Below are 15,281 nucleotides of genomic sequence, written 5' to 3'. Positions count from 1 at the left end.
GGGTTTGGACATAGATTGCTGTCATCGAGTTCGCCCCCACATGCAGGTTCACGCATAGCCGTCTTCGCATATTCGGGGTTCTCTCACCGATAATAGGAGTGTGTACATTCTCGTTGTTCCCCTCGATGCGCCCGCCAGCGGTTCGGTCATTCCGCTGGATGCGCATCCCGCGCGCACCCACACGGGCACGGGGACATCGGGGCATGGTTCCCCTTCCTCCCCCGCTTTTTGGGGAGTTTTTCACGTCGAATCTCTTGCCCCGGCGCAGCTGTCCGGGCCTCATACGAAGCTCAATATTCTGCGCGCCGACCGCGTGAGTACCGGGAATCTGCCCGCCTATGTGCGCGAAGTCGAACGCCGCTCTGACCCGCGCATTAACCCCGAGTCGAAGCAGCCGCACGCACGCTGGATATGGGCTGACACCCGCACAATTGCGCCTATTCTGCTGCGCAAAGGGGTGCGGGTTCAGCTATGCCACGATATGCGCCTGGTACAGCGAATTCTGCGCACCGCGAGCACTCACCCGAGCGGGCATGTTCGTTATGAACCCGTTCTCGACCTGGCGCAGGATACTGTCGAAAAACCTGCGGGTAAGCTGCCCGTCGCACGCCAAATTGCCGGTCAGGGCGAGCTTTTCGGGGAAGATTTTTTGACGGCGGCAGAAGAAAATACTGTATCCGGTCATGAAGCGGCACCATCAACACTGACATCGGCAGATACTGAGCTGGTGCACCGGCATCTCGACGAATTTACCGCGCAGCTGCGGGCGATCGCCACCGGTGCGCACCCCGAAAGGCTGCGATTATTGGCGGCGGCGGAATCGGCAGGGTCCCTGGTCGCGGCAGAAATCGAATACTACGGCATTCCCTTTGACACCGCCGCGCATGATGCCCATTTGACTGAAATTTTGGGCCCGCGCCCGCCCGAAGGCGAGCATCCCGCCAAGTTGATGGAGCTTGCCGAGCAGATTCGCGCCGACCTTTTCGCGCCCCATCTGAACCCGGATTCCCCGCAGGAACTTTTACGCGCACTTCACGCCGCCGGGGTGAACGTGCCCAGCACTCGCTCCTATGTGCTCAAGGGCTGGGCTGACGAGACTGCCACGCAGCGGGAACGGCGGTGGGCACTCATCGAACCCATTCTCAGGTACAAGAAGTTGTACCGTATCTTTACAGCGAACGGGTGGTCTTGGGCGGATTCCTGGGTGCGCAACGGTCGTTTTCGCCCGCATCTTGAAGTTGGAGGCGCCGCGACCGGGCGGTGGGGCGCATCCGGCGGCGGGGCTCTGCAGCTTCCCGCCGAAATCCGTTCGGCAATTCTAGCGCCCGAAGGCGAGGTTTTTCTCGTTTCTGACGGTTCGCAGATTGAGCCGCGCATCCTGGCGGCGCTCAGCCACGACGAGGCGCTGGCATCGGCGGGCCGCGGCACCGATATGTATGCGGGAATCGCCGAACTCGCCCGGCTTGAGGGCGTGGCGCTCACCGAACGCGCACAGGCTAAGGTGGGGCTTCTCGCCATTATGTACGGTGGGCGCAGCGGAGAGATTGGGGCGCTGCTGCCGCATGTTGCCAAGCTTTTCCCGCGTGCGATGGAGTTTACGGAACGTGCGGCGCGCATCGGCGAGGTGGGCGGGCAGGTCACCACCTTTTTGGGGCGCACCTCACCCGCGCCAGACGAACGTTTCAAACGGACGGTCGCAGACCGTTCTACCCCTGCGGCTGAGTCGCGTGCTGTCTCCCTTTCTCGCTCTTACGGGCGTATGACCCGCAATTTTGTGGTGCAGGGAACGGCTGCGGAATGGGCGCTGTGCTGGATGGGCAGGGTTCGTTCGCGTCTGCTGACCGAGACGGTTTTCGGCATGCCTATGCGCACCAAAATTGTCTATTTTCTGCACGATGAGCTGTTGCTGTGCGGCCCCAAGCTTGAGGCGGAGCGGGTCGAGAGGATTCTGCGGGAGTCTGCTGCAGAGGCGGCCCGCCTACTTTTCGGCACGGTGCCGGTGGAGTTCCCGGTCTCGGTGACGGTCACAACCAACTATGCCGAAGGTAAATAGACCCGCGCCACCTACGCTCGTTTCCGTTCCCTCCCACGAGCCTTTAAGTACCGACCAACGTCAGCCTACCCGGATGCGGGCGCAGGTTTAAGTACCGAGGCATCCCACGGGACCGTCCAGGTGAGCGCATCAAAAATCTTATCGAGTACGATCGCGGTGAATCCCCACACGGTGAACTCGACCCGCGCATCGCCGCCAGAGTGCGCAACCTCAAACGCCGGGGTTTTATGGGTTATGTGCCCGCGCTTCACGTATGCCGTATGCCGGTTGGCGGGGTTGAGCAAATCCCGTACGGGCACCCGCGCAATCAGGGCAGACTCGTTCGTATCGACCACGCCAACCCGCGTGGGTGAAGCCCACCACCCCAGCACCGGGGTCACCCTGAAATCGCTCACGGCAAGCGGCAGGGTCGGCAGCTCCCCCAGAATTTCAACGCCCGCAGGGTCAAGTCCGGTCTCTTCCACGGCCTCGCGCAGGGCGGCGATGCGCCCTACCGGAACTCCCTGTTGGCGCGACAGCGCATAATCCTCGGGGTCAATTTTTCCGCCCGGGAACGCAGGCTGACCGGCGTGTGAGCGCAGAGTATCCGCCCGTACCAGAAGCAGAACGTCCAGGTTCTCTCCCACGCACTCTGGGCATCCCTGAAAGTCAGCGGATGCGCTCGGTTCATCATCGAGTACTCCGAAGAGAACGAGCACTGCCGCCTCTTTGGAGAGCGTACTGTTGGGCGCGTACCGCATGAGGGAGTCTATCTTGAAATCGAGTTTTCCCGCGGCAAGGTTCGCGAGTGCATCGCGGGCTTGTTCGGCGGCGGTGTTCAGGGTGTTAGGCACTCAGCGGGTATCCTTCGGCGTGCAGTTGGCGGCGTGTGGCACCTGTGAGGAAGCGCAGGTGCAGGCGTTCACGACCGGGTGCCATTTCATATTTCATGAGTTTACGCGCTTTGGCTTCGTCCGTCTCGCCTTCACCCCAGGACGGGCACAGGTCGGCGATGGGGCAGACTCCGCAGGCGGGTTTGCGGGCGTGGCAGATGCGCCGCCCGTGGTAGACCATGCGGTGTGAGAAGTCGGTCCATTCGCGCGGTTCGATAAGCTCGGCAACGTCGTGTTCGACTTTGACGGGGTCGTCTTCGGTGGTGAATCCCATGCGGCGCGCGAGCCTGCCGAAATGGGTATCGACGGTTAGCCCGGGTACCCCAAAAGCGTTGCCGAGTACCACGTTTGCGGTTTTGCGCCCGACTCCTGCCAGTTTCACCAGTTTATCGAGTGTTCCGGGCACTTCTCCGTCGTAGTCGTCGGTGAGCTGGCGGGCGAGTTTGACGATAGATTTCGCTTTGGCGCGGTAGAACCCGAGGGATTGAATATAGGGTTCGACCTCTTCTTCGGTGGCTGCGGCGAGGGCGGGCGCATCCGGGTAGCGGGCGAAGAGCGCCGGGGTTACTTGATTGACGCGCACATCGGTGGTTTGCGCCGAGAGCACTGTGGCGATCAGCAGTTCAAAGGCGTTCGTGAAGTCGAGTTCAGCCACGGCGTAGGGGTAAGTTTCGCCCAGGATGCGGTTGATTTTGCGGGCGCGGCGCACGGTGGCAAGGTGGCTTTCGGGGGCTTTGGCGAGTGCTTTCGCGCGGCGGCGTGCTGCCTGTGCTGCCTCAAACTCAGGCACGGTGCGGATGCTTAGCAGTTCACGTTCTTCTTCGGTGAGCTGTAGCTCTGGGGCTGTGTCGGTGGTGCTTTTCGGTGCGGATGCGCTCATAGCGCGAGCCTACCGTTTTTTGTCTGCTTTTCCCAGCTAGGGGTACCGAAGTTCGCCGTTACCGCACAGTTTCTGCCGCTTTTGAGCGGGTAAATATGCCACACTAGGGGTATGTCTGCAACGATTTTTGTTCTGAACGGCCCTAATCTGAATTTGCTGGGGCAGCGTCGCCCCGAGGTGTACGGGTACACAACCCTGCACGATATTGAACTGATGGTGCGCGAGCGCGCCGCCCTGCACGGCTTCGATATTGAGTTTATGCAGTCCAATCATGAGGGTGTGCTGGTGGATGAGATTCAGCGTGCACGCACCCGTGGCGCGGCGATTATTATCAACCCGGCGGCGTACACGCACACGTCGGTGGCGCTTCACGATGCGCTGGAGGCCGCCGAGCTGCCCGTCGTTGAGGTTCACCTCTCGAATGTGCACCGGCGCGAGGAATTTAGGCACCATTCGTATGTGTCCCCGCAGGCTACGGCGGTGATCGCCGGAGCAGGCGCCTACGGGTACGTCATGGCGGTAGATTTCTTGGCGCAGCACCTAGAGTCAGAGTAGATTTCTGCATTAATTGAAGCACCCCAGATGGGTTACGTTCTGTTCTAGGGGTAGCTACGATTAACCAATCTACATTTTTCGATTCCACAGCGGGAAGGTGTACCCACCCCTGAAAGACTTCTTAAGGAGGACACATGAAGATCGCTCTTGTAGGTGCCACCGGAACAGCTGGTCGCGCCACCGCTCACGCCGCCCAGCAAGCAGGTCACGAGGTCATTGCTCTCTCGTGCCACAGGCGTCGATCTGCATACCGGAGAAGGACTAGCTGAGGCTCTGAACGGCGCCCAGGTGGTCATCGACACGTCCAACGCTTTTCCTGCAGACCCCGCGGCCAGCCTGGTTGATACTTTTTCAGACGTTACCAAAACCCTAGAGAAAGCCTGCCAGCATGCTGGGGTACAGCATCTGGTTCACCTTTCCATCTGCAATATTGACCACCCCGCATTTGACGATTTTGACTACTATCTCGCCAAGCGAGCGCAGGAGAAAGTTTTAGAGGACAGTTCCCTTCCGCACTCCATCGTCCGTTCTGCGCAGTGGATGGAGTTCGCTCTTAACCCTGCAGCCGTCACACAGACCGAGACCAACGTAAAGGTTCAAAACTGGCTGATTCAACCCATCGCTGTGGAGACTGTGGCAAAGGTACTCGTTCAAACTGCGACCGAAAGCCCGCGCAACCGGCAGATCGCTGGGCCCGAGCAAATTTGGCTTCCAGAACTGACCCAAACCTACCTGCACGCCATAGGTGATCGTCGAGAAGTAAGCGTTGTAGATCCTGTCTTAGATGCGCTCGCTGAGGGTGTTCTGCTTGCCCCCAAGAATGCAGAGTTACTTGGGCCCACGGTCGCTCAGTGGGCGGAGGAGCAGATACCCACAAACAGGTGACGTATTGGCGCAGCACCTGGAGTCGGAGTAGAGCCGAGAAGTATCGTCGTAGAGCCTCAGCGCCGAGTAATGGGGCGGACACGCAAAGGTGCCTCACGCATCCAATGGTAAGGATACGTGAGGCACCTTATATCTTGATTGTCATCGCACGTTTACCCAGCGATAACATTATGCGTTTATCGTGTTACAGCAATTAGTTCTTGCAGGTTCCGGTCGCCACGGAAGCGGTGTTGCTGCCGCCAGCCTCAAGCGCCTGCTTCAGGGTGGATGCGGTTATCGCATAACCGGTCTGACCCGTGCTGCTTTCACCGTCAGGAGCTTTACCGAAGACCACACCCACAACGTTACCGTTTTCGTCAAGAACAGGACCGCCGGAGTTACCGTGCTGCACATCTGCGGCAAGCTGGTAGACCTGGCGCATCGGGTTAGGCTTACCGGTCTCTACGTCAATGGTCTGGGTATTGCCCACACCCTGCACGGTCGCAGGGAGCGCCTTGAACGGCCCACCCTGGGGGTAACCCATGAAGGTTACGGTCTCGCCGGGGTTTGCGTTCCTGCCGATCGGCAGCGGGTCCAGGTTCATGCCGGGCACGCGGATAAAGGCAAGATCCTGGGCGGTATCCATATAGACCACCTCGCCCTGCCAGGTGCGCCCGCGCTGATCCCTCACCATAGGCGAGTTCACGCCCGAAAGCACGTGTGCGTTCGTCGCGATAAGCCCATGATCCACCACGAACCCGGAACCGGTCGAGGTGTATCCGCACTGTTCTGCGGCGCCAAGAATCTGCACAACAGAGGCAGAGGCGTTATTGAGCGCCTCCGTTTCTACGCCCTGGGTGGGCGCGCTGGTTTCCGGGGCGATCAGCTGGCGCACCTCGGGAATAGTGCCGGATGCGAGCACATCGTTACGAATATTTTCAATACCGTTGCGCAGACCATCCGGGGTGTTCTCGACCATCCACGAGAGGGTCTTTGAGTTGTTCAACGCGGCGTTGAATTGCGGCAGGGGTACGGTGCGCATCGTGAGCGTTAAGACCACGAGCACAAGCGCGCAGGCGGCAACATTGAGCACGCCGCCAAAGAAACGTTCTACGCCTTTAAGCGGGGTTATATCCGTGACACGGCGCAGGCTGCGGCCGCCGATGAGTCCCAACCACTGCCCCAGCGTTAGGCAGAGGATCAGGATACCGATAGCGGTAATCAGCCCCCATTTGGATCCCACAGCCGCAACGGCAAGCGGGATGAGCCACGCTGCGGCGCATACACCTAGAGCAAGACCGATAAAGGTGCCTAGCGTGGTGAAGAAGCCGCTACGCAGACCGGCAATGAAATAAAGCACGAGAATGACAGGAATAATAATGTCAAGGGGGCTAAAAGTTGCTGACATGAGCGTCCTCCTTGGTGAATACATAAAATGCGGTGAATCCGCACGGCGCGTCCGGAAGGCACGCCTGAGCATGAGAGAAGTCGAAGAGTTCGTGCGCTGCTCAAAGCCCTCTCACACTGTACATGCTGATGCTAGAGTGCGAAGCTGTGAATTTCTTAAGTTTTCCCCGTAAGCGCAGAAAACTTTTCCTCCTAGATGTTGTTTTTTAGATGCGGAAATAAAAAATATGAGGTACGCTCAGTATTAGTGTTAGTTGAATATGTCACACACCAGCGATGCGGTTCACATCGTATCCGTCTCGCAGACGCGACCGTGTGACGCACAGATTTTCGAGCGAAAGAATCGCCCGCTATCCCACTCAAGGAGTAACTATGGATCTCGATATCCTTCGTCGTTCCCCACTTTTCGCGACCCTCGATGACGCCGCGTTCAAGCTGCTCACAGACGATATCCAAGAAATTGATTTGTCCCGCAACGCCGTGCTCTTCTACGAGGGTGACCAGGGCGACCAGCTCTTCGCTGTGCTCTCCGGCAAGGTCAAGCTCGGGCGCACCGCCGCAGATGGGCGCGAAAATATGGTCGCGCTCATGGGACCCGGTGACGTCTTCGGCGAGATGGCACTCTTCGACCCCTCCCCCCGCTCCACCAACGCCGTAGCGGTCTCCGAAACACGCCTAGCTGCTATTAAGCACGAATCCTTCAAACGTGCACAGCGACAGGACCCCAGCATCTCCGACCAGGTTATCAAGACCCTGGCACGCCGCCTGCGCCACTCCAACGAAGCGCTGGCAGACCTCGTCTTCTCCGACGTCCCCGGTCGTCTCGCTAAGGCACTCCTCGACCTTGCAGACCGCTTTGGGCGCCCCGCAACCGACGGCATCCTCGTTGCCCACGAACTCACCCAGGAAGAGCTGGCACAGCTTGTCGGTGCATCCCGCGAAACCGTTAATAAGGCACTGGCAGAGTTCGTCTCCCGCGGCTGGATTCGTCTAGAGGCACGCGCAGTCGTGATCCTCGATTTGCCTCGACTGCGCCAACGCTCGCGCTAAGCTCTCTGACGGGCTCGCAAAGTCTTCGTACGAAACCGCATCCGATACATCGTGTTATTCAACGATTTCGGATGCGGTTTTTGCGTGCTCTGCCTCGAATCAGTTCCAAGGCTCAGGAGGATACTCCACACTCGCTTGACAAGGCGACCAGTCATCCCCGGTGCCGCTTCGCTTTGCCGTGGATGACAGCCTTAGGCGCTCGTTGCGGATATCCTCCTGAGCCCAAGTGAGAGTGAGGCAAGTCAGACGTTTCCGGTGGGATACTCGTCATAAGCGCCTAAGGGTGGATCGCCTCCAGGCGATACGGGTCCCCTTGTAAAGCGAATGATGAGTATCCCACCGGGATAAACGTTTTCCCTGTGTTCACGTGCCCAGACGGTTCTATAAGGATTATTCGTGAGAAACAAGGCGCGATCGCGCTTGCTTAGAATGACTAACGTTGTGTAGAGTGTTTATCACTACGACCGGTTCCGCCTACTGCTTTGATAGCTAGGTCCAGGGCCGGTCTTCATCATACAGAAGGTACTCATGGGCGAGGACATCAAAGAATTTAAAACTTACAATGAGCAAGTAGATATCCTAGCCAGACGTGGTATGGACATAGGAGATCGCGACGACGCGGTATTTTTGCTTCAGCAGGTTAGTTATTATCGTTTGAGTGGTTATTGCTACCCGTTTCGGGAGTTTAAAAATAGCAGCCGTGCAGATACTTTCTTTCCAGGTACGCGGTTGAGAGATGTAGTTGACTTATATAGATTTGATTCTCGACTTCGTACAGCAACATTTACAGCTCTTACACCTATTGAGCTTGCAATACGTGCGCATCTTGGTCATGAACTAGGGCGTCTCGACCCTTTGATTCATCTCGATCCTTACAAGCTTGGAATTAAAGTTCGTACCCTTAAAGAGAAGAAATATAACGGTTGGCGTAGACGTTATGAACATGAGCTTAAATCATCACGTGAAGACTTTGTTAATCACCACAAACAGAAATATGGCGGGAACCTTCCAGTATGGGCTGCCACGGAGATTATGGACTGGGGAAGCTTAACTTATCTTTACGAGCTTTCACCCCGTAGCGTGCAGAATACTATATCTAGTCAGTGCGGTCTTAATGCGCCTCAATTGCGTAGCTGGCTTAAGGCTCTTAACATCGTGCGGAATATCTGCGCTCATCATGGGCGCCTTTTTAACAGGGTACATGCTATTTCGCCTAAGCTACCTGCTCAAGGTACCCACACCGATCTCGACTGCATAAATACCGATTGGAAACGCACTTTCGGGCAACTGACACTTATACAGTTTCTCTTAGACCGTTTTACTGTCGGCAATAAAAAGCTGTTACCGACAGTCGTACAATCGTTTCCAGAAGTTCAGATAGTCCCAATTTCACATATGGGAGCTCCTGATAACTGGCAAACGGCAAGTAGGCTCTGGAGCGTATAGCTGAAATAAGCATCGCCAAATTAAGGTATAGTAGGCCTTCTCACATCTAGTTAGCAACGTAGACATGTTGTCGGTTCAGGTCCTCACGTTCGGCAATATCGAGCAACGCAGTAGCCATATCTGCCGGGGTAATCATCCAGCCGCGTCGAAGCGGCTTGTGGGCATCGAGCCGATAAGAACCTTTAGCTTTCATCGGCTGAATACGAGGGGCACGCACCGCCGTCCACTGTGCGGTGCTTTCCCACAAAACCACGTCCATACGCCGCATATCATCGTAGGTTGCACCCAAAAAGTGTTGCAGCAGCGGCAATACCACCCAGAGCTTGAAGAGCCCTTGATGAGCCCAATGTTCGGCGACCTCCGAAGAGATCACAACCAAACGTGATACCCCATGCTCTTGCATTGCGTCCAGAAGATTTTTCGTCCCGGCAGAGTAAAGGGTTGTCGGCGTTTTCGAGGTTCCAATCCCTACGGTACTGATGACCGCATCTACGCCTTGAAGCCAGGGCTTGAGGGCCTGAGCATCAAGAATATCTACAGCGCCCGTGGTTAGGTTCGGGTGATCGAGCTGAAGATTCTGCGGGTTCCGGGCAAGTGCAACTACCTCATGGCCACGCGCAAGCGCCTGTTCCACGACCAAACGACCCACGTTTCCGGTAGCACCGGATACTAAAATTTTCATAGTTTTCGACTTTTGTTAGGGAATAGTGACCACAAGTTTACCGCGCACATGCCCCGTGCCCAGTTCCTTATAGCCGTCACGGATGGATTCAAGCTTGAACGGGTACACATGCGCTAAGGTCACGTCAATATCTCCCGATGCCACCAGATCGGCGACTTCTTTCAGGTCACCGGGCTGCGCATGCCGCGCCCCCGTAAACTGCGCGCCTTTTATCATCGCCTTCGGCGTAGGAATCAGCGTGCCCATCGCGGACCCTTTCAGTCCGAGCTCTGCCCCTAACGGAATGTAGTCCCCGCCGTAGCAGTCAAGCATTTTCGTAACCGGGGTCGGTGCTGCCTTGAGAATACGTTCCTTCAAACCATCACCGTATGCAACCGGAATAGCCCCTAGAGAGCGCACAAACTCCGCGTTTTTCTCCGATGCGATACCGATAACTGTTGCTCCCCGATGCACCGCAAGCTGAACCGCCACGGCTCCCACACCGCCGGATGCGGCACTGATAACCAGCACATCCTCGGGTTTCAGATCGATTGCACGGAACGCCCCGCATGCGCTCTCCCCGGCGACACCCAAGGCTGCTGCAACCTCAAAGTTCAGGTTCTCAGGTTTCGCAACAATATTCTGGGCAGAAGTCACCAGTTTCTCAGCCAGTGAGCCTTTCGTCACGCCGGAACCGGGAGCGCTGCGCAGGGTTCCCAGTACCGCATCGCCCACAGCAACATTGTTCACACCGGGGCCTAGGGCATCTATCACACCAGAAAAGTCACGCCCCACACCCTTCGGAAAACGTGCGGGACCGCGGCCAAACCACCAGGACGGGTGACGCAAACGGTTAATCGTCTCTGCGACGCGAAGTGGCTTGAACCCCTCGAAAGTCTTCATCTCCAGAGGGTTCAGTCCGACCGCTTTGACCGTCACACGGACTTCACCTTCACCCGGTGTAGGTTCATCTGACTCAACCATTTCTAGGACGCTGGGATCGCCATAGGCGTTGTACTGAATTTTGCGAATCATGAGATTTTTCCTTTCACTGTGACTATCTGCCTACAACAAAGGCCGGATTCTCAACACAATACAATGCGGAAAATCCGGCCTTCCAAGTCTTATGAGGGGGCAACAGAGGCCGACTTGAGTGGACCGACTGTGCCAAGCGTTCCTGTTTTAGATGACACCGGTACAACTTCTGTAAACGAAAGCATACACGCGCCGTCATTCTTCACGAGCACGGGTTTCTTCACCTCAACGGTACGGCGCTTTGCCAACCACGACACCCCGGTTTCTGAGGTGGCGAGCGACTCAAGCATACACATCACGGCGGGAGTCACCAGTTCCTCAAGGGTCTTACCCACCGTATTCGGCTGCCCGATACGGTCCCCCAGTTCCGAGGTATCCCTGCTTTCCATGAGCGTGCGCACATTCACCCAGCTGCCCCACACGCCCTTGCCTTCCAGCAGCTTGGCGTTCTGCCCCACGGGAACAACCGTGGTGAAGTAGGCGATGTCGTAGCGTTTATGGAAGAAGTCTGGCGACTGCCAGCGCGATACCGGGCGCAGCAGGTCTGTGCGCAGTTTCAGCCCGCTTGAGGTTAAGAACTGCCCGAAGCTCTTGTCTTGATCGGCGATTGCCTCACGCTGACTCATCTGTTCTTCACCCGCGCCGCTCTCGGCGACGTTCTGCCCGTCCTCACCGGCAAGAAGCAGACCGGTCTCTTCAAAGGATTCGCGAATAGCAGCGATCACGGTGCGGCGCGCGCAGGTTACGTTTTTGAATTTGAACTTGGCAGACCATTCATCGGGGGTCGGGCCGTACCAAGGGGTTGCGTCGTCATCGCCGGGGGTCACGGTACCGCCCGGAAAAGCGACAACACCCAAGGGTGAAGACCCCGGACGGTAGGTCAGAATGGTTTCAAGACCGTCTTCGCCGTCACGCACAAAGATGACTGACGCCGCTTGGCGAAGCGAGCATGCCCCTCCAGCATCCTCACCGCCCTCGGATACCCAGGTTTCGGCGGCGGTGCGCATAAACTCCGGGATTTTATAAAGACGCTGAATCTGCTCGGTGCGTGCGGCAGGTGCAGAAGACCGCCCGGTAAAGATGCGTGGCTTTTGTTCTTCACCAACCACCGGAACTACTCCGGTGTACAACTTCTGAGAAGGTGTCGTAGTCATGATCCTGAGAATATTAGACGTACTCGACGATGATTTCAACCTCAACGGGAGAGTCCAGCGGAAGCACCGGAACACCGACCGCCGAGCGGGCATGCGTACCAGCCTCACCAAAGATCTCACCCAACAGCTCGGAGGCGCCATTGATCACCCCGGGCTGACCGGTAAATTCCGGGTCTGATGCCACGAACCCCACAACTTTCACGACCTTCTTCACCCGATCAAGATCGCCGATAACGGACTTCACAGCGGCAAGCGCATTCAGCACTGCAATAGCGGCGTACTTCTTAGCGTCCTGAGGGGTCACAAATGTTGAGTCACCCGAATCCGAGACTTTACCGGTGGCGGGCAACTGACCGCTGACGAATGGAAGCTGCCCGGAGGTATACACATAGTTCCCGCTCACCACAGCGGGTACATAGGCGGCGACAGGGGCTGCGACTTCGGGAAGTTGGTAGCCAAGTTCACGAATGCTCAGTTCATAACGGGATTCAGTCATGGGGTTCTCCAGGGATGTGGTTGGTGGCACGTGCGCCGCATATATGTAGTGTTGTGTAGAAGCATATCGCAAAAGGAACGCTAAACCCGGCAACCGGAGGATTCAGGTTACCGGGCGTGGTGCAAGGCTTTAGCCTTCAACTTTCTCGCGCTTGAGGTAGGCGATGGGGTTACCCTGGGTGGGTGCCACCATGTTGCCTGCAGGGGTCGGTCCGCTGGGTGCGGGTGCGCCAGGCAGAACCGCAACAAGTTCCCACCCTTCCTCACCGTAGTTATCAAGGATTGCCTTGGTAGTGTGCACGATCAACGGCACAGTCAAATATTCCCATTTCTTCATAGCTCTAGAGTAGTCCTGTTCCCCGGCTCGAACAAGGCTATTGCGCTCTATTGCAGGTTCAACGCTCTAGGCGTAACAAAGGGGCAGAACGTGACGCCGAACGGTCACCCCGTGCACCGGGTACGCCGGTTAGCCCCGCACCGAGTACATAACCCGCGAGATGCCGCGGATTTTCGGGGCATAGACGCGGTGTTTTCACGATATAACCAAGGATGCGCATCCGGCGCGTTGCCCGCGAAGACGGGAAACCGGCAAGTTAAACCTAGAGTTTAACCCTTTTGAGGGATGCGTTCTCAGGTGTATCCGCTAAACTGAATGAATGGCTTCACGAAAAAAATCGCGCGCGCAACGGCGTCGCCCCAGTGACTTTTTGCAGTTTGTGGCGTTCAGTATCATTGCCGGGTTCTTGGTAGCAATTATTGTGGTACCCCCGGCGGTAGGTGTTGGCATGGTTGCTAATGCCTCAATGGCGTGGTTCCAGGATCTTCCGGAAGATATTTCAGAAGGCCCCTTCTCACGCCCATCGACTCTGTACGCCTCTGATGGTAAGACCGAGCTTGCGACCTTCTTCGAGGAAAACCGCACAGAGGTTAAGCTCGATCAGATGTCACCGCATATGCGTGATGCCATTATCTCGGTGGAAGACCGCGACTTCTACAACCACGGCGCCGTATCAGCTATCGGCATTGGTCGTGCGTTTGCGAATAACTTCCTGAACCCGAAGAAGCGTCAGGGTGCATCGACACTCACGCAGCAGTACGTGAACAACCTGATCGTTGATTCCGATGTGCAGCGCGGTGCAGACCCCACAACCCTGGGCGGAAATAAAGGGTATCTCGATAAGATCAAAGAGATGAAGCTCGCTATCTCGATGGAGCAGAACAAGTCTAAAGACGAGATTCTTGAGGGCTATCTGAACATCGTGAACTTGGGCGGCACCAACTACGGTGTTGAGGCGGCGGCCCAATACTACTGGGGTATTTCCGCGAAGGATCTTTCGGTAGCCCAATCGGCCCTTCTCGCGGGTTTGGTGCAGTCACCGAACACCTATGATCCAACGACCCACCCCGATTTGGCGCGTGAACGCCGCGATGTGGTGCTTGGCACCATGCTTCGTGACGGTAAGATTTCACAGCAAGAATACGATGAAGCCATTGCATCGCCTATTAAGCTCAATGTTCATCCGCCTGAGAAGGGCTGCTCTGTTGCGGGCGAAAGCTCATTCTTCTGTAACTACGTGGTGAACTATGTTGCGCTCGACGAATCTTTCGGGGCAACTCCCGAGGAGCGTTTGAACCTGCTCAACCGCGGCGGTTTTAAGCTTGTGAGTACCCTAAACCCCGAAGCGCAAAAGATCGCTAAACAGTCTGTGGAGGCTGTTCAGCCTGGTTCCACCAACACCAACAACGTGAACGCCGCTTTGACCAGTGTGGAGCCTGGCAGCGGTCGCGTGGTGGCGATGGCTCAGAACGCCGAATGGGGTAAACCCAAGGATGCGAATGACCACTCGCAAACCCAGTTCAACTTCAACGTAGATTCGCTCTACGGCGGCACCCCCGGATTCCAGCCGGGCTCAACCTTCAAGCCCGTGGTGCTGTCCCAGTGGATTAACTCTGGTCGAGGTGTGAACGCCCAAATCGATGGTACGGCCCTATCCTACCCAAGCAGCTTTGGGTGGAACGCCCGCTGTGTGGAGGGCGGTAAGTACTACTACCGTGACTCCGCTAACGGCTGGTCCTTCAAGAACGCGGTTCCGGGATACCAGAGCTGGGGTACGGTCGCCTACGGTATTCGCGTTTCGGCTAACTCCTACCTGTACTCGATGGTCAGTAAGCTCGACCTCTGCGATATCAGCGATATGGCGAATAAGCTGCACCTGCACGACGGTCTGGGTCAGCAGCTGTACGATCCGGGTCTGCTCAGTGCAAACATTGGTGGTACCAGGTACGGTGCTACCCCGCTGACCATGGCGAGCGCATACGCAACTTTCGCGAGCGAAGGTAAGTACTGCGAGCCGCGCCCGCTTGAGAAGATTATTAAGGGTGATGGTTCGCCCATGAAGACTTACGAGTCTAAGTGTGAGCAGGCCATCAGCCCAGATATTGCTAACGGTGTGAGCTACGTGCTTAAGGGCGTGCTCGCCTCCGGAGGTTCAGCGCCTAAGCGCGCTATCGGTCTGCCGGATGCTTCCGCCGCGAAGACCGGTACGAACGATAACTCCTCACAGACCTGGATGGTTGGTTACACCCGCGGCCTGGCAACCGCTTCGTGGGTGGGCAGTAACGACTTGGGTTACCGCTCGATGAACGGTATTGCGATTAACGGTCGCGTGCTGGAGTACGTGGACGGTGCGACCTATGCGGGTGCCCAGTGGCAGCAGTTCATGCAGGCCATGGCTCCGAAGTACAACACCGAGAAGTTTACTGAGCCCCCGGCATCGGTGACGTCAACAAACGTCAACGGTAACTAAGA

Annotated in this window: 14 protein-coding genes; 6 read left to right on the top strand and 8 right to left on the bottom strand. The window is 56.9% G+C overall.

Annotation, left to right across the window (positions count from 1 at the left end; translation table 11 throughout):
• The first annotated feature begins 100 nt into the window (after window positions 1-100).
• Window positions 101-2,053: a bifunctional 3'-5' exonuclease/DNA polymerase gene (locus HMPREF2958_RS03920; RefSeq protein ID WP_070696775.1), complete on the top strand. Its 1,953-nt coding sequence runs from the start codon at window positions 101-103 to the stop codon at window positions 2,051-2,053.
• A 65-nt stretch (window positions 2,054-2,118) separates the two neighbouring features.
• Here HMPREF2958_RS03920 and HMPREF2958_RS03915 read toward each other — a convergent pair whose 3' ends face one another.
• Together HMPREF2958_RS03915 and nth are read right to left on the bottom strand one after the other, a co-directional pair.
• A complete protein-coding gene (locus HMPREF2958_RS03915; RefSeq protein WP_048754229.1) occupies window positions 2,119-2,886 on the bottom strand; it encodes an NUDIX hydrolase in 768 nt (255 codons plus the stop codon).
• Window positions 2,879-3,805 (bottom strand): endonuclease III, encoded by a 927-nt coding sequence (gene nth, locus HMPREF2958_RS03910; RefSeq protein WP_048754230.1) that lies wholly within the window; start codon window positions 3,803-3,805, stop codon window positions 2,879-2,881. The genes HMPREF2958_RS03915 and nth overlap by 8 nt, the downstream gene beginning before the upstream one ends.
• A 111-nt stretch (window positions 3,806-3,916) precedes the next feature.
• On the opposite strand from nth, the gene aroQ reads away from it, so the two are divergent.
• Both aroQ and HMPREF2958_RS03900 read left to right on the top strand, forming a co-directional pair.
• Entirely contained in the window at window positions 3,917-4,360 is a 444-nt protein-coding gene (gene aroQ / locus HMPREF2958_RS03905; protein WP_004005487.1) for a type II 3-dehydroquinate dehydratase, read from the top strand.
• A gap of 153 nt (window positions 4,361-4,513) precedes the next feature.
• Window positions 4,514-5,245, top strand: coding sequence for an SDR family oxidoreductase (locus HMPREF2958_RS03900; protein WP_239661900.1), 732 nt, complete (start codon window positions 4,514-4,516; stop codon window positions 5,243-5,245).
• 193 nt (window positions 5,246-5,438) lie between these two features.
• Here HMPREF2958_RS03900 and HMPREF2958_RS03895 read toward each other — a convergent pair whose 3' ends face one another.
• Window positions 5,439-6,632, bottom strand: coding sequence for a MarP family serine protease (locus HMPREF2958_RS03895; RefSeq protein WP_004005488.1), 1,194 nt, complete (start codon window positions 6,630-6,632; stop codon window positions 5,439-5,441).
• A 371-nt stretch (window positions 6,633-7,003) separates the two neighbouring features.
• Here HMPREF2958_RS03895 and HMPREF2958_RS03890 point away from each other — a divergent pair, with 371 nt between their 5' ends.
• Both HMPREF2958_RS03890 and HMPREF2958_RS03885 read left to right on the top strand, forming a co-directional pair.
• Window positions 7,004-7,681 (top strand): Crp/Fnr family transcriptional regulator, encoded by a 678-nt coding sequence (locus HMPREF2958_RS03890; RefSeq protein WP_004005489.1) that lies wholly within the window; start codon window positions 7,004-7,006, stop codon window positions 7,679-7,681.
• Window positions 7,682-8,209: 528 nt separating this feature from the next.
• Complete coding sequence (locus tag HMPREF2958_RS03885) at window positions 8,210-9,127, top strand: Abi family protein (protein WP_048751225.1); 918 nt, start codon at window positions 8,210-8,212, stop codon at window positions 9,125-9,127.
• A gap of 46 nt (window positions 9,128-9,173) precedes the next feature.
• Here HMPREF2958_RS03885 and HMPREF2958_RS03880 read toward each other — a convergent pair whose 3' ends face one another.
• The 5 genes from HMPREF2958_RS03880 to HMPREF2958_RS03860 form a co-directional block, all read right to left on the bottom strand.
• On the bottom strand, window positions 9,174-9,809 hold the full coding sequence (locus HMPREF2958_RS03880; protein ID WP_048751227.1) for an NAD(P)-dependent oxidoreductase: 636 nt from the start codon (window positions 9,807-9,809) through the stop codon (window positions 9,174-9,176).
• A 15-nt stretch (window positions 9,810-9,824) separates the two neighbouring features.
• Window positions 9,825-10,823, bottom strand: a complete 999-nt coding sequence (locus HMPREF2958_RS03875) for an NADP-dependent oxidoreductase (protein WP_048751230.1) — start codon at window positions 10,821-10,823, stop codon at window positions 9,825-9,827.
• 89 nt (window positions 10,824-10,912) lie between these two features.
• The gene (locus tag HMPREF2958_RS03870) at window positions 10,913-11,977 is read right to left on the bottom strand and encodes an NUDIX hydrolase (RefSeq protein ID WP_070696772.1); all 1,065 of its coding nucleotides are present in this window, start codon (window positions 11,975-11,977) and stop codon (window positions 10,913-10,915) included.
• 13 nt (window positions 11,978-11,990) lie between these two features.
• Window positions 11,991-12,473: a RidA family protein gene (locus HMPREF2958_RS03865; protein WP_013397767.1), complete on the bottom strand. Its 483-nt coding sequence runs from the start codon at window positions 12,471-12,473 to the stop codon at window positions 11,991-11,993.
• A gap of 129 nt (window positions 12,474-12,602) precedes the next feature.
• Complete coding sequence (locus tag HMPREF2958_RS03860) at window positions 12,603-12,809, bottom strand: DUF4177 domain-containing protein (protein WP_048754236.1); 207 nt, start codon at window positions 12,807-12,809, stop codon at window positions 12,603-12,605.
• A 319-nt stretch (window positions 12,810-13,128) separates the two neighbouring features.
• Here HMPREF2958_RS03860 and HMPREF2958_RS03855 point away from each other — a divergent pair, with 319 nt between their 5' ends.
• Window positions 13,129-15,279 (top strand): transglycosylase domain-containing protein, encoded by a 2,151-nt coding sequence (locus tag HMPREF2958_RS03855; protein WP_070696770.1) that lies wholly within the window; start codon window positions 13,129-13,131, stop codon window positions 15,277-15,279.
• The last annotated feature ends 2 nt before the right edge of the window (window positions 15,280-15,281 follow it).

Source organism: Rothia sp. HMSC036D11 (assembly GCF_001814205.1).
Taxonomy (GTDB): Bacteria; Actinomycetota; Actinomycetes; order Actinomycetales; family Micrococcaceae; genus Rothia; species Rothia dentocariosa.
This window is presented reverse-complemented; position numbering and strand designations above follow the sequence as displayed.

Bases quoted from the DNA above. Each gene is read 5' to 3' on its own strand.
- nth (WP_048754230.1), bottom strand. From the start codon at position 3,805: ATGAGCGCATCCGCACCGAAAAGCACCACCGACACAGCCCCAGAGCTA.
- aroQ (WP_004005487.1), top strand. From the start codon at position 3,917: ATGTCTGCAACGATTTTTGTTCTGAACGGCCCTAATCTGAATTTGCTG.
- HMPREF2958_RS03895 (WP_004005488.1), bottom strand. From the start codon at position 6,632: ATGTCAGCAACTTTTAGCCCCCTTGACATTATTATTCCTGTCATTCTC.
- HMPREF2958_RS03890 (WP_004005489.1), top strand. From the start codon at position 7,004: ATGGATCTCGATATCCTTCGTCGTTCCCCACTTTTCGCGACCCTCGAT.
- HMPREF2958_RS03885 (WP_048751225.1), top strand. From the start codon at position 8,210: ATGGGCGAGGACATCAAAGAATTTAAAACTTACAATGAGCAAGTAGAT.
- HMPREF2958_RS03880 (WP_048751227.1), bottom strand. From the start codon at position 9,809: ATGAAAATTTTAGTATCCGGTGCTACCGGAAACGTGGGTCGTTTGGTC.
- HMPREF2958_RS03875 (WP_048751230.1), bottom strand. From the start codon at position 10,823: ATGATTCGCAAAATTCAGTACAACGCCTATGGCGATCCCAGCGTCCTA.
- HMPREF2958_RS03870 (WP_070696772.1), bottom strand. From the start codon at position 11,977: ATGACTACGACACCTTCTCAGAAGTTGTACACCGGAGTAGTTCCGGTG.
- HMPREF2958_RS03865 (WP_013397767.1), bottom strand. From the start codon at position 12,473: ATGACTGAATCCCGTTATGAACTGAGCATTCGTGAACTTGGCTACCAA.
- HMPREF2958_RS03860 (WP_048754236.1), bottom strand. From the start codon at position 12,809: ATGAAGAAATGGGAATATTTGACTGTGCCGTTGATCGTGCACACTACC.
- HMPREF2958_RS03855 (WP_070696770.1), top strand. From the start codon at position 13,129: ATGGCTTCACGAAAAAAATCGCGCGCGCAACGGCGTCGCCCCAGTGAC.